The sequence below is a fragment of the Chroococcidiopsis sp. CCALA 051 genome, assembly GCF_003015105.1.
In the GTDB taxonomy this organism is placed as follows: domain Bacteria; phylum Cyanobacteriota; class Cyanobacteriia; order Cyanobacteriales; family Chroococcidiopsidaceae; genus Chroococcidiopsis; species Chroococcidiopsis thermalis.
Genome location: NZ_PYCI01000020.1, coordinates 45,453 through 63,356 on the forward strand (window position 1 = coordinate 45,453; position 17,904 = coordinate 63,356).

Below are 17,904 nucleotides of genomic sequence, written 5' to 3' on the forward strand. Positions count from 1 at the left end.
AATAATACAAGAGCATTAGAGATAGTTAAGCCATGAGTGTTCATGAACTGTTGCAAGAAAGGCGGAAAGACATTCTCCGCATTGCTGCCCAGCACGGTGCGTCTCATGTACGAATTTTTGGCTCGGTAGCTCGTGGGGAAACCAGACCAGATAGCGATGTGGATTTTCTAGTAGAACTAGAGCCGAGTCGTAGTCTTTTGGATCGCATCGCACTTATTCAAGATTTAGAAGATCTTTTAGGAATAAAGGTAGATGTGGCGACCGAGCAAGGACTACGGCAATGCTTACGCGATCGCATTCTCAACGAGGCATTACTTTTGTGAGAGACGATCGATTTTACTTGACAGACATTGCTGAGCGTATCCAGCGCATAGAGCTTTATACTCAGGGTGGAAGGGATGTTTTTTTACAGTCTCTCATCATTCAAGATGCAGTGAGCCGCAATTTTGAGTTGATTGGAGAGGGAGTTAAACGGGTTTCTCAGGATTTGAAGCAGAGATATCCAGAAGTTCCCTGGCGGCGGATTGCTGGGTTTCGAGATGTATTGATTCACGACTATCTAGGCGTAGACATTAATGAAGTTTGGAATGTGGTAGAACGTAACTTACCAGACCTAAAGCAGCAAGTTTCGTTGATTTTGCGGGAGTTGGACGAGAGACTTTGACGACGATCGCATTTCTACTCTACTAAAGGCGATCGCATTTCTACTCTACCAACAGGCGATCGCACCCCAATTCTACCCAAAGGGCGATCGCATTTCTACTCTTCTATAGGGCGATCGCACTCCTACTTCACCAAAGGGCGATCGCACTTCTACTTGACCAACAGGCGATCGCATTGCTACTTTCCCAATAGGCGATCGCATTTCTACTTTTACCAAAGGGCGATCGCATTTCTACTTTTACCAAAGGGCGATCGCATCCCAACTTTACCAAAGGGCGAACCTTAATAGTCTGCGAAGGCGGACTTTGCCTGTGTAGCCGCGAATTCTATTCGCCCCATGCTTTTGACTTTTGACTCAATAACTATTCCCTGAAAGTTTCACTCCATTAAGACTTTAGGAGATTTGGTGTAGTTGTGGGCATACTAGCTGAAGTCAGTGACGAAATCAGCATCAGGAGCGGATCGCCCATGAATAATGTAATTGAAATTGCCGAGAAAATTCGCCAGCAGTACAATGCTGGTCCTTATCCCAGAACTCCATTAGAAGCTTCACCTAAGAACAATACTAAGTTGCTCTATTTCCACAACTTTTCTATTGCTTACTATTCAAGAAACCAAAAATTTATTGAGACAGAAGGCAAAATAATTTTAGATGCCGGATGCGGAAGTGGCTACATGGCTCTGGTTCTAGCTGAAGCTAATCCAGGAGCCAAGATAGTTGGAGTAGATATATCAGAAGCATCGGTTGAACTGGCGCAACAACGATTAAAACATCATGGATTTGAAAATACTGAATTTCATGTAGCTTCAATTGAAGACTTACCTAAACTAGGTATAGAGTTTGACTATATCAATTGTGACGAAGTTTTGTATCTTCTGCCCGATCCATCCGCTGGCTTGCAGGCAATGAAGTCAGTGCTGAAACCAGATGGAATTATCCGCGCCAATCTCCATAGTGCCTTACAGCGAGTATTATATTTCCGCGCTCAAGAAGTTTTCCAAATGATGGGGATGACAGATGGTAATCCTGAAGATTTGGAAGTTGAATTGGTGCGAGAGATGATGAAAGCATTGAAAGATAATGTCAGGCTCAAAGCTCTTACCTGGAATTCCAAAATGGAAACCGATGACGAGCGGATTCTGATGAATTATCTACTTCAGGGTGATAAAGGATTCACTATTCCAGAGATGTTTTCTATTATTAGAGCAGCCGAGCTGGAATTTATCAGCATGGTGAATTGGCGACAGTGGAAGTTGAGTGAACTATTCAAAGAACCGGACAATCTACCAGCATTTTTGGCAATGAGTTTGCCAGAAGCGACTGTAGAAGAACAACTCCACTTATTTGAACTATTAAACCCGGCTCACCGACTGCTAGACTTTTGGTGTGGTCATCCTAACCAAGGTCAACCCGTTGTCCCAATTGCTGATTGGACGCGAACTGACTGGCAAGCAGCCAAGGTACACATAGTTCCTCAACTGAAAACGCCAGAAGTGAAGGCAGATTTAATCAAATGTATTAGACAGCTATCGCAGTTTGAACTAGGTATGCATTTGACAGTTACCGATGAGCCTTTACTAATAGAAAATATGACAGCAGCTTGCCTTCTACCATTATGGGAAGCGGCGCAGTCAATGCAGGCTTTGGTATCGCGGTGGCAGCAGTTACGACCCTTGAACCCTGTTAACCTAGAACCTACTACAGCAGAGGCAGCATGGGCAATACTGATCGATACCATGATTACTCTAGAAAGTCTCGGTTATGTTTTTCTCGAACGTTGTTGACTGAGTATCGCTTCTAGATCGGTCAAATTACGCTATTAGATGTAGGGGTAGGTTTCTCTGTATTGCTTGTGTTTCAAGCATACCTGTTGAGCCTACCCCTGCTCATTTAGCTACCCTTGCTCAGTATATCTACAAAACTTTCTGCATTCCTTCTAAAAAATTTATAGGTTCTTTATGTTCTATTTCCTAGCTGTGGGTATTCACTGAATTTTGATTTAGGGTGACATGATCCGTTTTGGACGAGGGTAAGTTACTTGTAACAAGGCAATGAGCCACACACTTCGCCCCCTTAAGGAAAAGAATCTCATGAAGACCGAACTTAAAGTTAAATTTCTGCAATTCTTCCTCGGTAAGAAAAAAGATCAAAATGAAGGCTTCACCCTAATTGAACTACTAGTTGTAGTTATCATTATCGGTGTTCTCGCTGCTGTTGCTCTACCTAACCTGTTAGGTCAAGTTGGTAAAGCAAGAGAATCTGAAGCGAAGAATGTTGTTGGTGCTTTGAACCGCGCTCAGCAAGCTCGATTTACTGAGAAAGGAGCTTTTACAGCCGCCATCGCCGAACTAGAAGTGCCAGTAGGAAAAGAAGATTACTACAATGTTAGCGTAGCAGCAGCAGCAGTTCAGCTTGCTAATGGTAAAGGTAATCCAGCCAATGGTACAAGAGACTATGCTGGCGGTGTTCAGTACGATCAAAAAACACGGGCTTTTGATACTATCATGTGCCGCGCCAACAATGCTCAAGGACCTAACTTTGCCCTAGTTGTGGGTGATATCGTTAACCCTGACTCTGTTGTTGATGGAGCCGCAACACCTCTAGGTTGCAGTGGTAATGCCGAGGAAATTAAGTAAAGCTAGCCAGCAAGCATCTCTTGCTTAATCCAAACCAACAGGTGGTAGGGACAACTCTCCACCTGTTCTTTTTTAGAAAGAACATGAAGCAAGAGCTAGGGGAACCACAATTATGAAACTCAAACTCCTAGTCCTCCATCTGCTGTTTCAATTGAAACAGCAGAGAAAGAATAAAGGATTTACTCTAATTGAATTACTGGTTGTTATTATTATCATTGGCATTTTATCAGCTGTTGCCTTACCTAACTTAATGGCGCAAGTTGGAAAAGCAAGAGAAGCAGAGGCAAGAGAAATGCTTAGTGCGCTCGGACAAGCTCAACAAGCTTACTTTTTTGAAAAAGCAATTTTTGCTGACGATCTAACTAAATTGGATATTGCTATAAAGGATAATAGAGGAAACTATTATTCTTTCCCCAATCCAACTGTAGCCGATGCAAATAAAGTTAAGCATCAAGCAACTTCTCTAAACCCTGCTGCTAGTATTACCAGAAACTATAGTTTAGGAATATATAATAATTCTGGTCAATTTAGCCTTGTCCTCTGCCAAAGCCAGAATATCGGCGGGGCTGCTGAAGCACCTGACATCAGTACAGATCCTTGTAGGAGTGGCAATAGACTTTAATGAAACTAAGTCTGCAAGTACAAAAGCTGACTCATCTTACAGGTACATTTACAGTCATTGTATTCTGTCTAGGTAGCGTTGTTTTAATTCAACATAACAGGCTGCAACTAAAACATTCTCCACTTACTAAGGTTGAATACGTTAGGCAAGAGCAAACTGAAAAAATTGGCTTAGATGTACTAAAAAACCTTCCCTCTTTTGGATTTAGTAACTTACTAGGAGATTGGATTTATTTAAGATTTATCCAATATTTTGGTGACAGCGAAGTTCGTGAAAAAATTGGCTATTCCCTCAGTCCAGAATATTTTGAAGGTGTGGTAGATCGCAATCCGCGCCTAGTTGAAGCATATAGGTTTCTTACTCCAGCCACTTCAATATTTGCTGGACAACCTCAGAAAAGCGTTGCACTACTTGGAAAAGCTCTGCAGTCAATTTCTCCTGAAATGTCCTACATGTCATATTATATCTGGGTATATAAAGGAGTAGATGAAATGCTATTTTTGGGAGACACAAAAGCAGCTCAAGAATCCTATCAAACGGCAGCAGAATGGGCAGAAAAAATCAACACCCCAGATGCCCAAAGAATAGCAGCTAGCACTAGGCAGACTGCTGCATTTTTGGCTAAAAATCCAAAAAGCAAAATATCTCGAATTGGTGCTTGGGCGCTGGTTTTATCGAGTACTCCACATGAAAAAACTCAGCAACAAGCAATTAGTCAAATTAAAGCTTTAGGTGGGAAAATCGTTACAAGAGCAGATGGAGGTTTCAAGGTTATAGCACCAAAAGAATGAATGTTTTATCGCTAAAAGCGAAGCTAGTACATATCTTTTTGATCTATAAAGTCTAAATTGTCTGCAAGAAGTAAATTTTAAATTATTTACTTGGATTTCGATTGTTCTCAATATTACTACGCTAAATCAATAAATTTTTATCTATTTCCTTTACTGACCTCCTGTTTTAATTGCGCCAATAATGTTTTATATTCCTGCTTGTTAGGATTAAGTTTAATTAACTTATCTAATGGTTGAATTGCTCCTTTGCGATCTTGTGCCTGCATTCTAATTTTTAACAATCCTTCTAACGCAATTTGATTATTCGGTTCGCTTTTTAAAACAATTTCGTACTCCCGTGCTTGAGCCTGCATTTCAGATTTTGGTAACGATACAGATGATGATTCAGTGGAAGCTACTGCTGGAGGAATCTCTTCAGCCTGATTCACACTACTAACAGCCTGCACAGCTCCAAAAATCATCGAGCCACCGAATGAGACAATTGATATAACAGCAGCTATCCGTTCGATTCGTCTTTTAGGCATATAAAAACTGTGGGTAAAGGATAGCTCTAAATTACCCACTTCTCATGTAAGAGCGATCGCCTCCATTACTATTAATTACAAAGTATTTGCACTTAAGTAGATTTAGCACCCTGACATAGCTATTTAACGCTACCTTCTGGGGTTACTCAAGCGCAATTTTACGGAGAGATTCAATCTATTTACCAATTACAAAGTCATAATTCAGTAATTCTACGGGAAGAGACTTCAATACTTAATACTTGTTTAAGAAAAAGATGCATTCTACAGAGAAGGTGCGATCGCACTCTGCTACAACAGTGGCTTCTTATCAACTCGCATTTGCAGTTCAATGTAGCAAGTTGCTTAAAGAGTACTTAATGGCGATCGTGCCTAAAAATATGTAGTGACAAGAAATGGCAAGAATTGTCAAAATATAGAGAGAAGTTAATTAGGGGAATCTTGTGAAAAGCATCAATATCTCATTACCTGATGCTATGCGAGCCTATGTTGAAGAACAAGTGGCAAACGGTAGCTATAGTACAATTAGCGAGTATTTTCGCGAATTAGTGCGCCAAGATCGAGGGCGTAAAGCCCAAGAGCGTTTGGAAGCTTTATTATTGGAGGGTCTAGCCTCTGGTCAAGAAACTCCGATTACTGCTCAAGATTGGCAAGACATTCGCCAAACCGTGCGTGAGAGAATTACTAACTAGTGACTCAGGAATCGAAATTCTTCGAGTCATTCATAGTGCCAGAGATATTGAAGCAATTTTGGACGATGATATGAGAGAAAATAATTGAGGTGAGGTTTTATTAGTTTGCCCTTGTAGCTAAATATAGCAAGTTTCATAGAAAGAATTGCGATCGCATATAAAAAGAATACGCGATCGCAACCGAACAAAACTAGAATTCTGCGATCGCCAGTCAATGATACATTTGAATTAAAAGAATTGCCTGTAGATTTAACACAGCAATGAACAGTAGCCTGACGATAAATTCATTAAAACTCTCGGATGCAGAGTTCGATCGCATCGTCCGAGCTAATCCAGAGTGGAATTTTGAACAAACAGCAGCAGGAGATTTAATTGTTGTGCTACCCACAGGAGGAACATCTAGCCGCAAGAATCGCAGTATAACTGGACAATTAGATACATGGGTAGAAGCAAACTTGAATTTGGGAGAAGGATTTGATTCCAACGTCTTGTTCGTGCTGCCAAACGGGGCAAAACGTTCTCCTGATGCCTCTTGGGTAGAAAGACGGCGCTGGGATGCTTTGAGCCAACAGCAGCAAGATGGTTACGTTCCCCTATGTCCTGACTTTGTAGTCGAGTTACGCTCCCCCACTGATGCTCTGGAAGATCTGCAAATTAAAATGCAGGAATATATGGATAATGGTGCGCGTTTGGGTTGGTTAATTAATCCTCAAGATCGTCAAGTTGAAATCTATCGCCTGGGACAACCAGTAGAAGTTTTGCTAGCTCCTTTAACTTTATCTGGTGAAGATGTGCTGCCCGGTTTCGTGTTAAATTTACAGCGAATTTTTGTCTAAGTTGGGGGCGATCGCCTAATACTAATTAACCGTACTGCATCAAAGAGCAGCAATTATTGTTATCATATTTTACATAGCTAAGAAAACCCAATCGCTTTTAGCGTCCAATTTCACTTCCCTGCATTCCAGTTACTCAACTGGCACAGTAGTAATTCCCGAACCAAGAGTAGAGAATTGCTTCTGCGCCGAAGAAAAACTCCACGCATCGGTGTTAATCAAAATTCGGAAGCGTTTCAGGTTAGGTATTTAGCAAACTCAATCGAAAATCTAAGTAAAACTTATGGCTCAGCCTGTTATTCACCCAATGGTGAAGTTCCAGCACCAGATCCGTTCGCTCGTAGAATCCAAAATTGTTAGACCAACAGATAGTATCTGGAAAATTGCCCTCGTATTTGGTAATGAATGGTCTTATTGGAAGCAGGAATTAACGGATTTCGGCTTTTCCATGCAAGATCCCGTCAGCGAACTGCTATCGGTAGAAGCTTGGGACGAAGAATAAATTCTGTCCGCATTAAATTTGCCCTCAGACGATTAGGTCTGAGGCGCATACAAACAAAGCCTACCTGCGTAGGCTACCTTACTATTCAGTCTGCGGCAACAGATTTTATTTGTGTAGACATGAATTCCAGAATTAACGCTCAATACTTTTTGGTTAAGGCAAGATCCCCCCTAACCTCCCTTTTTAAGAGGGGAACTTAAAGCCCCCTTTTTAAGGGGGTTGGGGGATCTCCAGGATCTTTGCATCACTAACCGAGATATATTGAATTAACACTCGCTCAGTGCTATTGCCAGTTCTTTAGCCGTGGCATAGCGATCGCTAGGTTTAGTCTCTGTCACCCGTGTGATGACAGCCTGCAATTCGGGGGTGACAGTTGGGATGCTATCCAACTGAAATTGATAGCCTTTACTACTAGGACGATAAAATTTATACGGTGCTTCACCTGTTAACAAAAAAATTAAAGTAGGTCCGATCGCGTAAAGGTCAGACTGAATTAATGGATGTCCGCGTTCTTGTTCGGGAGCGCAATATCCCTCAGCCCCAATCCGCGTCACAAAAGCGGTTCCACCAGTTTTCACCGCACCAAAATCTAGCACCACAATCCGATGATCGAGCGATCGCAACATCAAATTAGCGGGTTTAATATCGCGGTGAATTAGCGGTGGCTCTTGGCTGTGAATGTAGTCTAAAATTTCACACGCTTGCAGCATCCAACCAATCGCTTTTGCTGGGGTGACAGGACCGTATTTATAAATTATCTGTTCTAAATTTTGACCGTGAATTAGTTCCATCGCCAAGTATTTTTTCCCATCTTCGACGAAAAAATCGTAATATTTGGGAATTCCTACATGGTTTAGATGCTTCAGGGCATTAGCTTCCCGCTCAAACAGTTCTTGAGCCTTGGCAACCTTGGCAATTTCAGCATTCATTTCCTTCAGGACGAGTAATTGAGGTTGAGACTTGCGAGTTGAATTGTTCCCCAGATGGTTTTTCTGGCTGGGATTCCAAGCAAGATATGTCGTTCCCATCCCCCCCTGTCCCAAGATGCGTAGCACTTGATACTGGTGAATCGTCTGCTGTACTGAAAGGGGCTGACCGCAGTGAATGCAGAATAGGTTCTGTGGCGCATTACCGCTATGGGTGCAAATCTTCTCCCCTGCTCCTGTGCTGACAGGTTGAAATTGAAACTTGAGAGTAGGTCCGCCTTTTGCTAGTTGAATTATCGACCCATCGACGATCGCGCTTTGAGAGATTAACACGCCATCCAGAAAAGTCCCGTTCGTCCCCTGATTGATCAGCTGCCAAACGTGACTTGATGAATCTTCTCCATTTTGCTGCTGGAGCAGTAAATGATGGCGGGAAACTAGGGGATCTGCCAAAACTACATCATTGTCAGGAGCGCGACCAATCCGAATAATTGATGCATCCTTAAATTGCCATTGTTGCAGGGGTTTGGATTGTTCTGGATGTAGCAGATATAGCGTGACCACACGATTAATGCTCCAACTTCGGGCGCACTTTCAGCCGTACTAAGACAACGGTAATATTGTCATGCCCGTTGTACTGATTCGCTAATTCAATCAATTCGCTGACACCTCGTTCTAAACTAGCGCCTGAGTTAAGTAATGGCTCGATATGGGTTTCCCAATGTTGCTCAAGTAGCCCATTATCTGAAACTCCATCCGATACTAATATCAACAGAGTGTCTTCATTCAATTCCACAAAGCTGACATCAGGATTGACATAATTTTCGTCCCTTGGACCCAATGCTTGCGTCAGCTGGTAGGCATCAGGACGAGCATAAGCGATCGCTGGTTCCACACCCCGCAGAATCTCTCGCTGTCCGACTTCGTGATCCAAGGTGACTTGCTCTAATCCGCGCTTGCGGCTGAAGCTATAGAGACGGCTATCGCCAACGTGAGCTACAGTCATTTGATTGTTGCGGACGAGAACGAGTACCAAAGTCGTCCCCATCCGTCCGACACCCGAACGGGCATCCTGCTGGTTGAGGTCAAAAATTCCTTGATTGGCAATGCGAATTGCCTCGCGGATGGAAGCTTCATTGGGTAAAGCTTGGTACGGTTGCCAATTAGCGTGAAAGTATTCTTGTAGCTTCTTCACTGCTAACGCACTGGCTACCTCACCGCCAGCGTGTCCGCCCATGCCATCACAAAGAATATAAATACCTTGTGCCTCAATCGTGCGATCGCTAGGAAACACGTATTTATCAACTTTGGTGATGATACCAAAACAATCCTCGTTATGATGCCTTTGACGACCGACATCAGTGTTACCCGCATCCTCAATGCTAACCAAATGCATTGGCAGCACTAAAGTCGGTAACTCCTCGCTTTTCATAAAATTCTCTTGAGATTCGTTCATTTGAATAACAGTTGGTGCAGCAGAGTTATTTAAAGTTACTCCAACTTTTCCTCGATCGGCAGCTGCCTCCTGTGTATTCAATACTGAAGGAGAATAAGGTGCGTCGATCGCATCTAATTGTAATTCACTACTCGTAGCTTGCAGGCGCGATTGTAGCTCATCTGTTGTCTGGATGTCGCCCGCAGTTAAATCTAACAGTAGCTCTACCAAGGAACCAAATTTAGTGCGTTGAGATTCTTGAAATAACTGCTGCCAAATCTGCCCCAAATCTTGCAAGGTTAAATTTTCTTGAGGTGGATCGGGATACAAGCGTTGCAATCCAAGACTCCCAGTCGCATCCACGCGCAAGTTAGATAGCTCCAATAGACTTTGGCGACAATGCCAAGGCTCCAGTTCGTGCCACAGCCGTACCATATCCTCAAACCACTGCATAATCTGTATTGGAGTCGTGCTGCGTTCGTGCCACATCTGCATCAGGTCTTGCCAATCGGAGCGATCGGCAATCAGGATCACTTGCTGGTTTCCCTGCTGCCAAGCATCGTGGATTTTCGGTAGCTTTTGACGATATTTTTCCCCAAATTTAGAGTTGAGGGCAATGTAGGTTTTGGCGATCGCGGGAATTGATTGCGCCACCATCACGTTTGCGCCTGCTTCTAAGGGCGATAGTTGAAATGGCTGGCAGTCTAGGACTCTCACTTGCGTCTCTACGCGATCGCTTGGATTCAAAGGCATTTCCAACGGATCGAGCAACTGATAGCGCTGCTGTAGATCTAAATAAGCTCCTGCTGGTAAAGCAGAAGTGGTGAGTGGTGAGTGGTGAGTGGTAAGTGAGAGAGCCAAGGGAGCAGGCGGTGCAGTTCCCTCTGATTTCTGCTGAGATATACTGCTGGGGAGCGATTCTACAATTTTTGGTTCTCCTGCTACGTCCAGCACTTCTACGACTCCTGAGTTGCTAACAGGCGAACTTTCCTGCGCCTCTACAACTCCCATCACGATCGCCCACCACACTGTCCCCGTTTGAGCGCCGCAGTTGTGGCATAATTTTGCATTTAAAGCCACCTGAGTCCCGCACTCAGGACAAAACTTGAAGGTCAGGGGAGTACCACAACCTTGACAAAACTTGTTGGTATTGGCATTTTCGCTCTGACACTGGGGGCAAATCAGCATCTTTAACTTCCTTGTCTTCCCATTTTAGGAGCCGTTTTAACCCCGATGACGGCAGAAAACTGGCTACCCATCCAAGTCATCACAAGTCACTTTTCCCTACTCAGGAATAGTTCGAGCTATAGATAATAGCAGGATATACCCAAGTAGAGCTACGAGGCTTAAAAAATCAATACTTTGTTCAGCTTAGCAGTTATCAGTTATTAGCGAACAGGAGTCAGGAGTCAGGAGTCAGGAGCCAGAATGAGAAGAATATATCTAAATTCCCCCAAGTCTTCTTGTCCTCCTTGTCCCTACATCCCACACCCTACACTTTTTAAAAGTAATTCCAGTTCCTGAGAAGTCAAATCGCGCCATTGACCGGGTGGCAGATCTCCTATGTGTAGGTGAGCGATCGCCACTCTTATTAAGCGTAAGGTGGGAAATCCTACTTTAGCCGTCATCCGCCTTACCTGGCGGTTTTTACCTTCTGTCAAGACTAGTTCTAACCATGCTGTAGGCACGCTTTTGCGATCGCGAATTGGCGGATCTCTTGGTGGTAAGGTTGGTTCGGGTTCTAGCAGTTTAACTTTGGCTGGTCGAGTTCGATAATTCTCAATTATCACTCCTTGTTCTAACTGCTGAATCGCTGATGCATTTGGAATTCGTTCTACTTGCGCCCAATAAGTGCGGCTATGTCCAAATTTAGGATCGGCAAGTCGATGTTGAAGTTGTCCGCGATCGGTTAGTAGCATCAATCCCTCGCTATCCCAGTCGAGGCGACCGACAGGATAAACTTTGGGAATGGGAATGTAATCTTTAAGCGTGCGCCGCTCTTTTGCGCCAGCGCGATCGCCATCGCTAAACTGGCTCAACACCCCGTAGGGTTTGTTAAACAAAATGTATCGGTGTTTACCCATTACTCAAACAAATCCAACGGTAAATAACCGTAAGTACCGTTGACTGATTCTTCTACCAATGAATGATAGGATACCAGCACGCCGCGATACGTACCCGTGTAGGAGTCGAGGTAGTACGTCTGTCTTTGACCGTTGAATTTAATATATACCGGAGCGATCGCCGCAGCTAAATCGGTAGGCGCGATCGTGACTGTAGATCCTAAAGCTTTGGCATAAGATGCTAATGCTGCTAGCCCTAGCTCTGGCGTGTCAGCACAAATTCCCAAGTTGACAAAATCTGCTTGCGTACTTAGGAGTACTAATGCTTGTTGCAACTGGGCGGCTTCTGCTGCCGATTCTACCGGTTTAACTTCCAAACAACTGAAAGCTTCCAGTAATTTTTGGGCTGAGGCGATCGCGAAACGATCCGAAAGTGGCTGAGACATAAGCAGCGATGCATGAGATGCATGAAATAACGCCTGAAGCTCTGCTTGTTGCCATAGTAGAACAGTCTATGCCAAGCAACACGGAGGGAATAATTTACAGCCTGAAGTAACTTCTAAAGAATAGGCAAGCTGATTCCAAACTATTTTCAAAACATTGCCTAGAACTAGACCTATAATCGATTGGTCAAGGCTAAACTCTTGCCAATTGCGAATTTGATTTAAAGTTTAGTTTCTCATCCTAGCATACGGAAAGTCATAATTTACTGGCTTTTCCAACTCGGCACGAACTGTTACCTCAGTTGAGTTCGCTTGATGTCAACGATTCTACCCAACTTATAGATTCGATTTGGATTGACCGAAAAATATGAGCAAAGCATGAACCTCGATTTTAGTTTCAGTAATTCTGCCAATACGTTGTGAATCCTGTATTCAATGCAACTAATTCCTCTGTGAATGCGTCAAGTCCAATTGAATGCAGAACGCGAACTGCGATTCTCCCTCGAATAAGATTCATTTTTTGCTAGTGCTTCCATTGCTCAATTATTTAAAGTTTAGGTAAATTTTCTCAGCTAGGTATGCGATTCCATCAGTTCTCGATAACAAGTTGAGTATAATAATTTCTGTTTACCTATATTTTCAGTGTATCTACGCAAATGCCAGCTCCTACCAACAAGTACTATCTCTGGAGACATAGTGATTTGTACGTTCGCGGATTCAACAGATGAATTGTAATAATGCCTGTTCCTAAAGTTTGACTCTACTAAATAAACTTCTATTATTTTTTCATGAAGATAGCCCTAGTTCACGATTATCTAACGCAAAGAGGTGGCGCAGAGCGAGTTTTTGAACTGCTTTGTCAACGCTATCCCGAGGCAGACATCTTTACTTCTGTATACGATCCCGAACAAACTGTCGATTTAGGTAACCGTATAGTTCACACGACAGGATTACAAAAAATCCCAGGTGCAGCAAAATATTTCCGAATGCTGGCTCCTCTCTATTTTCCTGCTTTTCGCTCTCTGGATTTGCAGGATTACGACCTCATTATTAGTAGCAGCAGTAGCTTTGCTAAAGCTGTGAAGAAGAGGAAGGGAGCGCAACACATTTGCTTTTGCCATAACGTGACTCGGTTTTTGTGGGATACAAAAACTTACTTGAGAGAGTATGGGGACTATCATTATTTCTATCCGTTAATTGAAATGATCTTTCGCAAAATGCGAGAGGTTGACCGAATTTATGCTCAAGAACCCGACCTTTATATTGCTAACTCTAGTATCGTAGCTCGACGAATTAACCAGCACTATGGCAAACCAGCACTGGTGATTAACTACCCAATTAATAGCGGTAACTTTACTTTTTCTAATGACAAGGAAAATTTTTATTTAGCTTCAGCTCGTCTAATCAGTTACAAACGAATTGACGTAATTGTGGAAGCATTTAACTGGCTGGGATTACCTTTAGTCATCATCGGCGATGGACCAGAACGCCAACGGCTAGAGTCAAAAGCGCTGAAGAACGTCAGATTTTTAGGACATGTCAGCGATGCCGAACGAAAATATTTAATGTCAAAAGCTTGCTCTGTTGTTGTTGCGGCTTTAGAAGATTATGGACTAGTACCAGTAGAAGCAAATGCCAGCGGTACGCCCGTGATTGCCTATGGCGCGGGAGGAGTCATAGATACTCAAATTCCAGGACATACAGGAGTATTCTTTTACAGACAATCGCCAGATGCAATCCAAAATGCTTTGCTTGCTGCCAAAGAAATTCAGTGGGATTACGGCAAAATTCGCCATCACGCCCTGAGTCATTTTTCAGAACAAGCGTTTTTTAGCAAAGTTGAACGGGCGATCGCCGATACGGTGAGTAGCATTGCATAAGTTCATTAGGATCGTTGTAGACTGTTTGGAGTGCTAGGCATGGTTAGAGTAAATGAGAGTAATATGCCCATGACCGTCGAAGAATCAGACGGTGGTTACGGGCAGTTGTTAGCAGTTTTGATGCGCCGTCGCTACTGGCTGCTGGGGGTTATGGGAGCGGTGTTGACAATTGCCACTGTGTTTACCTTAATCTCCAAGCCTACATATCAGAGCGAGATGCAGTTACTGATCGAGCCGAATTATCAGGGGAAGAAAGATGGCACGACCCCGAGACAAGGCGAGCAGTATGCTGATTCTGGAGTCACGATTGACGACTATGCCACGCAAATTAACGTCATGCGTAGTTCGCTGCTGATTCAAAGGGCAGTCGATATTCTCCGCTCCGAATATCCTACGCTTACAGTGGCGGAGGTGAAGAAAAACTTAGTACTAAAACAAGTTGTTGAAGAAAAAGCCAATACCAAGATCGTCGAGGCGACTTATACAGCAAACGATCCGATTAAAGCACAAAAAGTCCTGAAAGCCGTCCATACAGTTTATCAAATTTATAATCGCGAACAACAAGAGCAGCGGTTGAAAAAGGGTTTGAAGTTTATTAACGAACAAATCCCTGCCGTGACTAAAACAGTCGATCAAGCAGAGAATAAATTAGAAGAGTTTCGCAAAAATAATAACCTGATCGATCCAGAGCAACAAGCGGCAACAGTCAACAACTCGTTAAATGCGATCGCGCAGGAACGCGAAGTCATCCGCGCCCAGTATAATGACTTGCAAGCACGCTACGGTCAACTGCAACAGCAACTCGCTCGTTCTCCCCAACAAGCGCTAGTTGCTTCCCGCTTGAGCCAATCATCGCGCTATCAAACCCTACTCAACGAGTTGCAGAGAACGGAACTCGCCCTATCACAGCGGCGGGTTGTCTTCACGGATGAAGACCCTAACGTGAAAAAATTACTCGAACAACGGCAAAACCTGCTGAGCATGATGAAGCAGGAAGGCGGACGAGTTCTGGGTGAGGGACAAGCATCCCAAGCAGCAGCAGCTGGTAATGCGGCAGATGGTATTCTCCAGCAAGGACAATTAGGAGCGCTCGACCTCAACCTGGCAGGTCAATTGATCGAAGTACAGACAAATATGAATGCGATGCGGGCGCGGGATAACAGCCTAGCGCAAACACAGCAGAAGCTACGTAGCGATCTCAAGCGCTTCCCAGTGCTATTAGCAGAATACAACCGTCTAGTTCCCTTCGTCCAAATTAACCGCGATAAACTTCAGCAACTGTTGAGAGCGCAGCAAGAATTAAGTTTAGAAATTGCAAGAGGTGGATTTGACTGGCAAGCTTTGGAAGAACCACGTCTAGGATTGAAAGTTGGTCCCAACTTGAAGCTGAACTTGTTGTTGGGTCTAGTTGCGGGGTTGATGCTGGGTAGTTTAGCTGCCTTCTTGCGCGACGCGGTCGATGATTCTGTCTACAGTTCGGAAGACTTGGAGAAACAATTCGAGTTACCCTTGTTGGGCATGACTCCAGAATTGCCCAGAGGCAGAGTGGCACAACCAGAAGTCAGTTTGCCTTTTGGCAAGCCGCTGCATCTGTCGCCCTGGACGGTACAAGTACGAAATTGGCCCCCATCATGGGAATCGCTGGATTTGATTTATCGCAATCTCCAGTTGATGAACGAAATGGCTGCATTCAAATCTTTGGTGGTAACTTCCGCCGTAGCAGGTGAGGGTAAATCTACTTTAGCCTTGGGTCTAGCTTTAAGTGCGGCACGGCTGCACCAGCGTGTGTTGTTGATCGATACCGACTTGCGCCGTCCGAGTTTACATCAAATCCTGAATTTGCCCAACGATTACGGACTGTCTACCTTGTTGAGCAGCGATGCCACGCTGCCGATTCATAATGCAATTCAGTCTTCTGGCTCCTACATAGACATTTTGACTGCTGGACCACAGCCAGAAGACCCAGCCAACCTACTCAGCTCGCAAAGAATGCGAGAGTTGATGGCAGGATTCGAGCAAAATTACGATTTGATTTTACTCGATGCTCCACCTTTACTGGGTATGGTAGATGCGATGATTGCCGCTTCTTGCTGTACTGGTGTCGTGCTAGTTTCTCGCGTTGGCATGGTGAAGAAGACAGAGTTAGTACAAGCCAACGCCATGCTGAGAAAGCTTAACGTGATTGGAGTGGTGGCAAATGGCGTGAGTAACGTTTCTTATGGCTATGGAGCCTACTCTAGAGAACAAGGAGTTGAGCTGAAAAAAGTTTGGGGAAATGGTTAATAGTTGATGGTTGATAGTTGATGGTAATTAACAACCAACTACCAATTACCAACTACCCATTACCAATTCGTATGAAAATCCTATTCCTCGATCAAAGTGGCAAGCCAGGAGGGGCGGAGCTTTGTCTGTTGGATATTGCTAAACCATATCGCGATCGCTGTTTAGTTGGTTTGTTCGCCGATGGTGGGTTTAAAGATTTACTCCAACAGCACGAAATTCCCGTGCAGGTGCTAACTGGGCGATCGCTACAAGTGAGTAAAGACAGTGGTTTACTTCAAGGCGCGAGTAGCCTGGGTCAGTTGCTACCTTTGATTGCCCGCGTTGCCAAGATTGCCCGTGAATACGACATCATCTACGCCAATACGCAAAAAGCACTGGTGGTAGGAGCGATCGCATCCCTTCTCAGTCACCGCCCTTTGGTATATCACCTACATGACATCCTCTCCAGCGAACACTTTAGCCGCACTAACCTGCGTTTAGCTGTAACTTTGGCAAATCGTGCCTCGTTAGTCATTGCTAACTCCCAGGCAAGTCAAAAAGCTTTCCTCGCCGCCGGGGGAAATCCCAAACTCGTTCGTGTTGTCTACAACGGATTTGCCCCCCAGTTGTATCGACAGGAAAATTCCGTAGCTCAGACAAAGCAAGAATTGGGGCTAGAAGGCAAGTTTGTTGTCGGACATTTCAGCCGACTCGCACCGTGGAAAGGACAGCACATACTTCTAGAAGCACTGACGCAGTGTCCGCCAGAAGTGACAGCAATATTTGTTGGAGATGCTTTATTTGGCGAACAGGACTACAAGCAGCAATTACACCAGCAAGTTACCGAGTTAGGACTAGGACAAAGAGTACAATTCTTAGGCTTTCGTAGCGATGTCGTGTCATTAATGGCAGCCTGTGACTTAGTTGCCCACACATCGATTGCTGCGGAACCATTCGGGCGCGTGATTGTCGAAGCTATGCTTTGCGGTCGTCCAGTCGTAGCCAGCCAAGCTGGGGGTGCAGTGGAACTGGTAGAGACGGGAAAAACAGGTTGGCTCGTACCACCAGGAGATGCTCAGAAATTAGCAGAAATTATCAATACTTGTCGCCAGCAACCTGAATTGGCTGGTGCGATCGCCCATCAAGCCCAAATCTCAGCCAGTCAACGGTTTGAATTGAATGAGATAAATCGGCAGATCGAGCAGCTTTTGGCAGGAGTCAGGAGTCGGGAGTCGGGAGTCGGGAGTCGAGAAGAAAGCGATAAAGAGGACAAGGGAGAATTTTAGGTATGCAAATTTTGACATCAGAATAAAGCACTTGATAGAGGATAATTACCCCGACGACAAAACCCACAACCGTACCAAACTTGAGAATAATGCCTTCTGGCTGCACCTCGTGGAACTGTCGTTCGCGATCGATTAATTCTGCTTTGGTCTGTCCTTGGAAAATTTGACGCATTTACGTTGTTTCAGCCAACGAAAAATCAAGGTTTCACCCCACTCTGACAGAAGAGGGATATATAGCAGTTCTAAATGATTTGTAAAGTAGGCTTCTAGCCTGCGGCAGGCTAGAAGCCTGCTCCACGTTCATGAATCAAATAGGATTGCTATATTCACGGCTAGTGACAATAAATC

At 44.2% G+C, this 17,904-nt stretch carries 20 protein-coding genes; 13 read left to right on the plus strand and 7 right to left on the minus strand.

Going from position 1 to position 17,904, the window contains the following annotated elements:
• Positions 1–32 precede the first annotated feature (32 nt).
• Together C7Y66_RS07130 and C7Y66_RS07135 are read left to right on the plus strand one after the other, a co-directional pair.
• Positions 33–323: a nucleotidyltransferase family protein gene (locus C7Y66_RS07130; RefSeq protein ID WP_106545024.1), complete on the plus strand. Its 291-nt coding sequence runs from the start codon at positions 33–35 to the stop codon at positions 321–323.
• On the plus strand, positions 320–664 hold the full coding sequence (locus tag C7Y66_RS07135) for a DUF86 domain-containing protein (protein WP_106545025.1): 345 nt from the start codon (positions 320–322) through the stop codon (positions 662–664). The genes C7Y66_RS07130 and C7Y66_RS07135 overlap by 4 nt, the downstream gene beginning before the upstream one ends.
• A 72-nt stretch (positions 665–736) precedes the next feature.
• Here the strand turns inward: C7Y66_RS07135 and C7Y66_RS30935 are convergent, their stop codons facing one another.
• The gene (locus C7Y66_RS30935) at positions 737–880 is read right to left on the minus strand and encodes a hypothetical protein (protein WP_158265879.1); all 144 of its coding nucleotides are present in this window, start codon (positions 878–880) and stop codon (positions 737–739) included.
• Between the two features lie 251 nt (positions 881–1,131).
• On the opposite strand from C7Y66_RS30935, the gene C7Y66_RS07140 reads away from it, so the two are divergent.
• The 4 genes from C7Y66_RS07140 (at position 1,132) to C7Y66_RS07155 (ending at position 4,713) form a co-directional block, all read left to right on the plus strand.
• Entirely contained in the window at positions 1,132–2,448 is a 1,317-nt protein-coding gene (locus tag C7Y66_RS07140; RefSeq protein WP_106545026.1) for a methyltransferase domain-containing protein, read from the plus strand.
• Positions 2,449–2,754: 306 nt separating this feature from the next.
• The gene (locus C7Y66_RS07145) at positions 2,755–3,300 is read left to right on the plus strand and encodes a type IV pilin protein (RefSeq protein WP_106545027.1); all 546 of its coding nucleotides are present in this window, start codon (positions 2,755–2,757) and stop codon (positions 3,298–3,300) included.
• A gap of 112 nt (positions 3,301–3,412) precedes the next feature.
• Positions 3,413–3,922 carry a type IV pilin-like G/H family protein gene (locus C7Y66_RS07150; protein WP_106545028.1) on the plus strand — a complete coding sequence of 170 codons (510 nt, stop codon included), beginning with the start codon at positions 3,413–3,415 and terminating at the stop codon, positions 3,920–3,922.
• Entirely contained in the window at positions 3,922–4,713 is a 792-nt protein-coding gene (locus tag C7Y66_RS07155; protein ID WP_106545029.1) for a hypothetical protein, read from the plus strand. Before C7Y66_RS07150 ends, C7Y66_RS07155 begins: the two co-directional genes overlap by 1 nt.
• A gap of 137 nt (positions 4,714–4,850) precedes the next feature.
• Here C7Y66_RS07155 and C7Y66_RS07160 read toward each other — a convergent pair whose 3' ends face one another.
• On the minus strand, positions 4,851–5,276 hold the full coding sequence (locus C7Y66_RS07160; protein ID WP_233222561.1) for a M48 family metallopeptidase: 426 nt from the start codon (positions 5,274–5,276) through the stop codon (positions 4,851–4,853).
• Between the two features lie 215 nt (positions 5,277–5,491).
• Between C7Y66_RS07160 and C7Y66_RS32845 the strand changes: the two genes are divergently transcribed.
• The 4 genes from C7Y66_RS32845 (at position 5,492) to C7Y66_RS07175 (ending at position 7,261) form a co-directional block, all read left to right on the plus strand.
• Positions 5,492–5,620 carry a hypothetical protein gene (locus C7Y66_RS32845; protein WP_255409943.1) on the plus strand — a complete coding sequence of 43 codons (129 nt, stop codon included), beginning with the start codon at positions 5,492–5,494 and terminating at the stop codon, positions 5,618–5,620.
• Positions 5,621–5,677: 57 nt separating this feature from the next.
• Positions 5,678–5,926 (plus strand): type II toxin-antitoxin system ParD family antitoxin, encoded by a 249-nt coding sequence (locus C7Y66_RS07165; protein ID WP_106545031.1) that lies wholly within the window; start codon positions 5,678–5,680, stop codon positions 5,924–5,926.
• A gap of 260 nt (positions 5,927–6,186) precedes the next feature.
• Complete coding sequence (locus tag C7Y66_RS07170; RefSeq protein WP_106545032.1) at positions 6,187–6,762, plus strand: Uma2 family endonuclease; 576 nt, start codon at positions 6,187–6,189, stop codon at positions 6,760–6,762.
• 280 nt (positions 6,763–7,042) lie between these two features.
• A complete protein-coding gene (locus C7Y66_RS07175; protein WP_015154334.1) occupies positions 7,043–7,261 on the plus strand; it encodes a DUF4327 family protein in 219 nt (72 codons plus the stop codon).
• Positions 7,262–7,527: 266 nt separating this feature from the next.
• Here C7Y66_RS07175 and C7Y66_RS07180 read toward each other — a convergent pair whose 3' ends face one another.
• The 4 genes from C7Y66_RS07180 to C7Y66_RS07195 form a co-directional block, all read right to left on the minus strand.
• Positions 7,528–8,751, minus strand: a complete 1,224-nt coding sequence (locus C7Y66_RS07180) for a protein kinase (RefSeq protein ID WP_106545033.1) — start codon at positions 8,749–8,751, stop codon at positions 7,528–7,530.
• Positions 8,752–8,755: 4 nt separating this feature from the next.
• Complete coding sequence (locus C7Y66_RS07185; RefSeq protein WP_106545034.1) at positions 8,756–10,810, minus strand: serine/threonine phosphatase; 2,055 nt, start codon at positions 10,808–10,810, stop codon at positions 8,756–8,758.
• 290 nt (positions 10,811–11,100) lie between these two features.
• Positions 11,101–11,706, minus strand: a complete 606-nt coding sequence (locus C7Y66_RS07190; RefSeq protein WP_106545035.1) for a pseudouridine synthase — start codon at positions 11,704–11,706, stop codon at positions 11,101–11,103.
• The gene (locus tag C7Y66_RS07195) at positions 11,706–12,131 is read right to left on the minus strand and encodes a DUF1824 family protein (protein ID WP_106545036.1); all 426 of its coding nucleotides are present in this window, start codon (positions 12,129–12,131) and stop codon (positions 11,706–11,708) included. The genes C7Y66_RS07190 and C7Y66_RS07195 overlap by 1 nt, the downstream gene beginning before the upstream one ends.
• Before the next feature lie 785 nt (positions 12,132–12,916).
• On the opposite strand from C7Y66_RS07195, the gene C7Y66_RS07200 reads away from it, so the two are divergent.
• The 3 genes from C7Y66_RS07200 to C7Y66_RS07210 all read left to right on the plus strand — a co-directional run bounded on the left by C7Y66_RS07200 (position 12,917) and on the right by C7Y66_RS07210 (position 17,556).
• Positions 12,917–14,008, plus strand: coding sequence for a glycosyltransferase (locus C7Y66_RS07200; protein WP_106545037.1), 1,092 nt, complete (start codon positions 12,917–12,919; stop codon positions 14,006–14,008).
• Positions 14,009–14,047: 39 nt separating this feature from the next.
• A complete protein-coding gene (locus tag C7Y66_RS07205) occupies positions 14,048–16,291 on the plus strand; it encodes a polysaccharide biosynthesis tyrosine autokinase (protein ID WP_106545038.1) in 2,244 nt (747 codons plus the stop codon).
• A gap of 71 nt (positions 16,292–16,362) precedes the next feature.
• A complete protein-coding gene (locus tag C7Y66_RS07210; protein WP_106545042.1) occupies positions 16,363–17,556 on the plus strand; it encodes a glycosyltransferase in 1,194 nt (397 codons plus the stop codon).
• Here C7Y66_RS07210 and C7Y66_RS31640 read toward each other — a convergent pair.
• The gene (locus C7Y66_RS31640; RefSeq protein WP_199197286.1) at positions 17,489–17,728 is read right to left on the minus strand and encodes a hypothetical protein; all 240 of its coding nucleotides are present in this window, start codon (positions 17,726–17,728) and stop codon (positions 17,489–17,491) included. The two genes, C7Y66_RS07210 and C7Y66_RS31640, sit on opposite strands and share 68 nt — an antisense overlap.
• Positions 17,729–17,904: the final 176 nt, after the last annotated feature.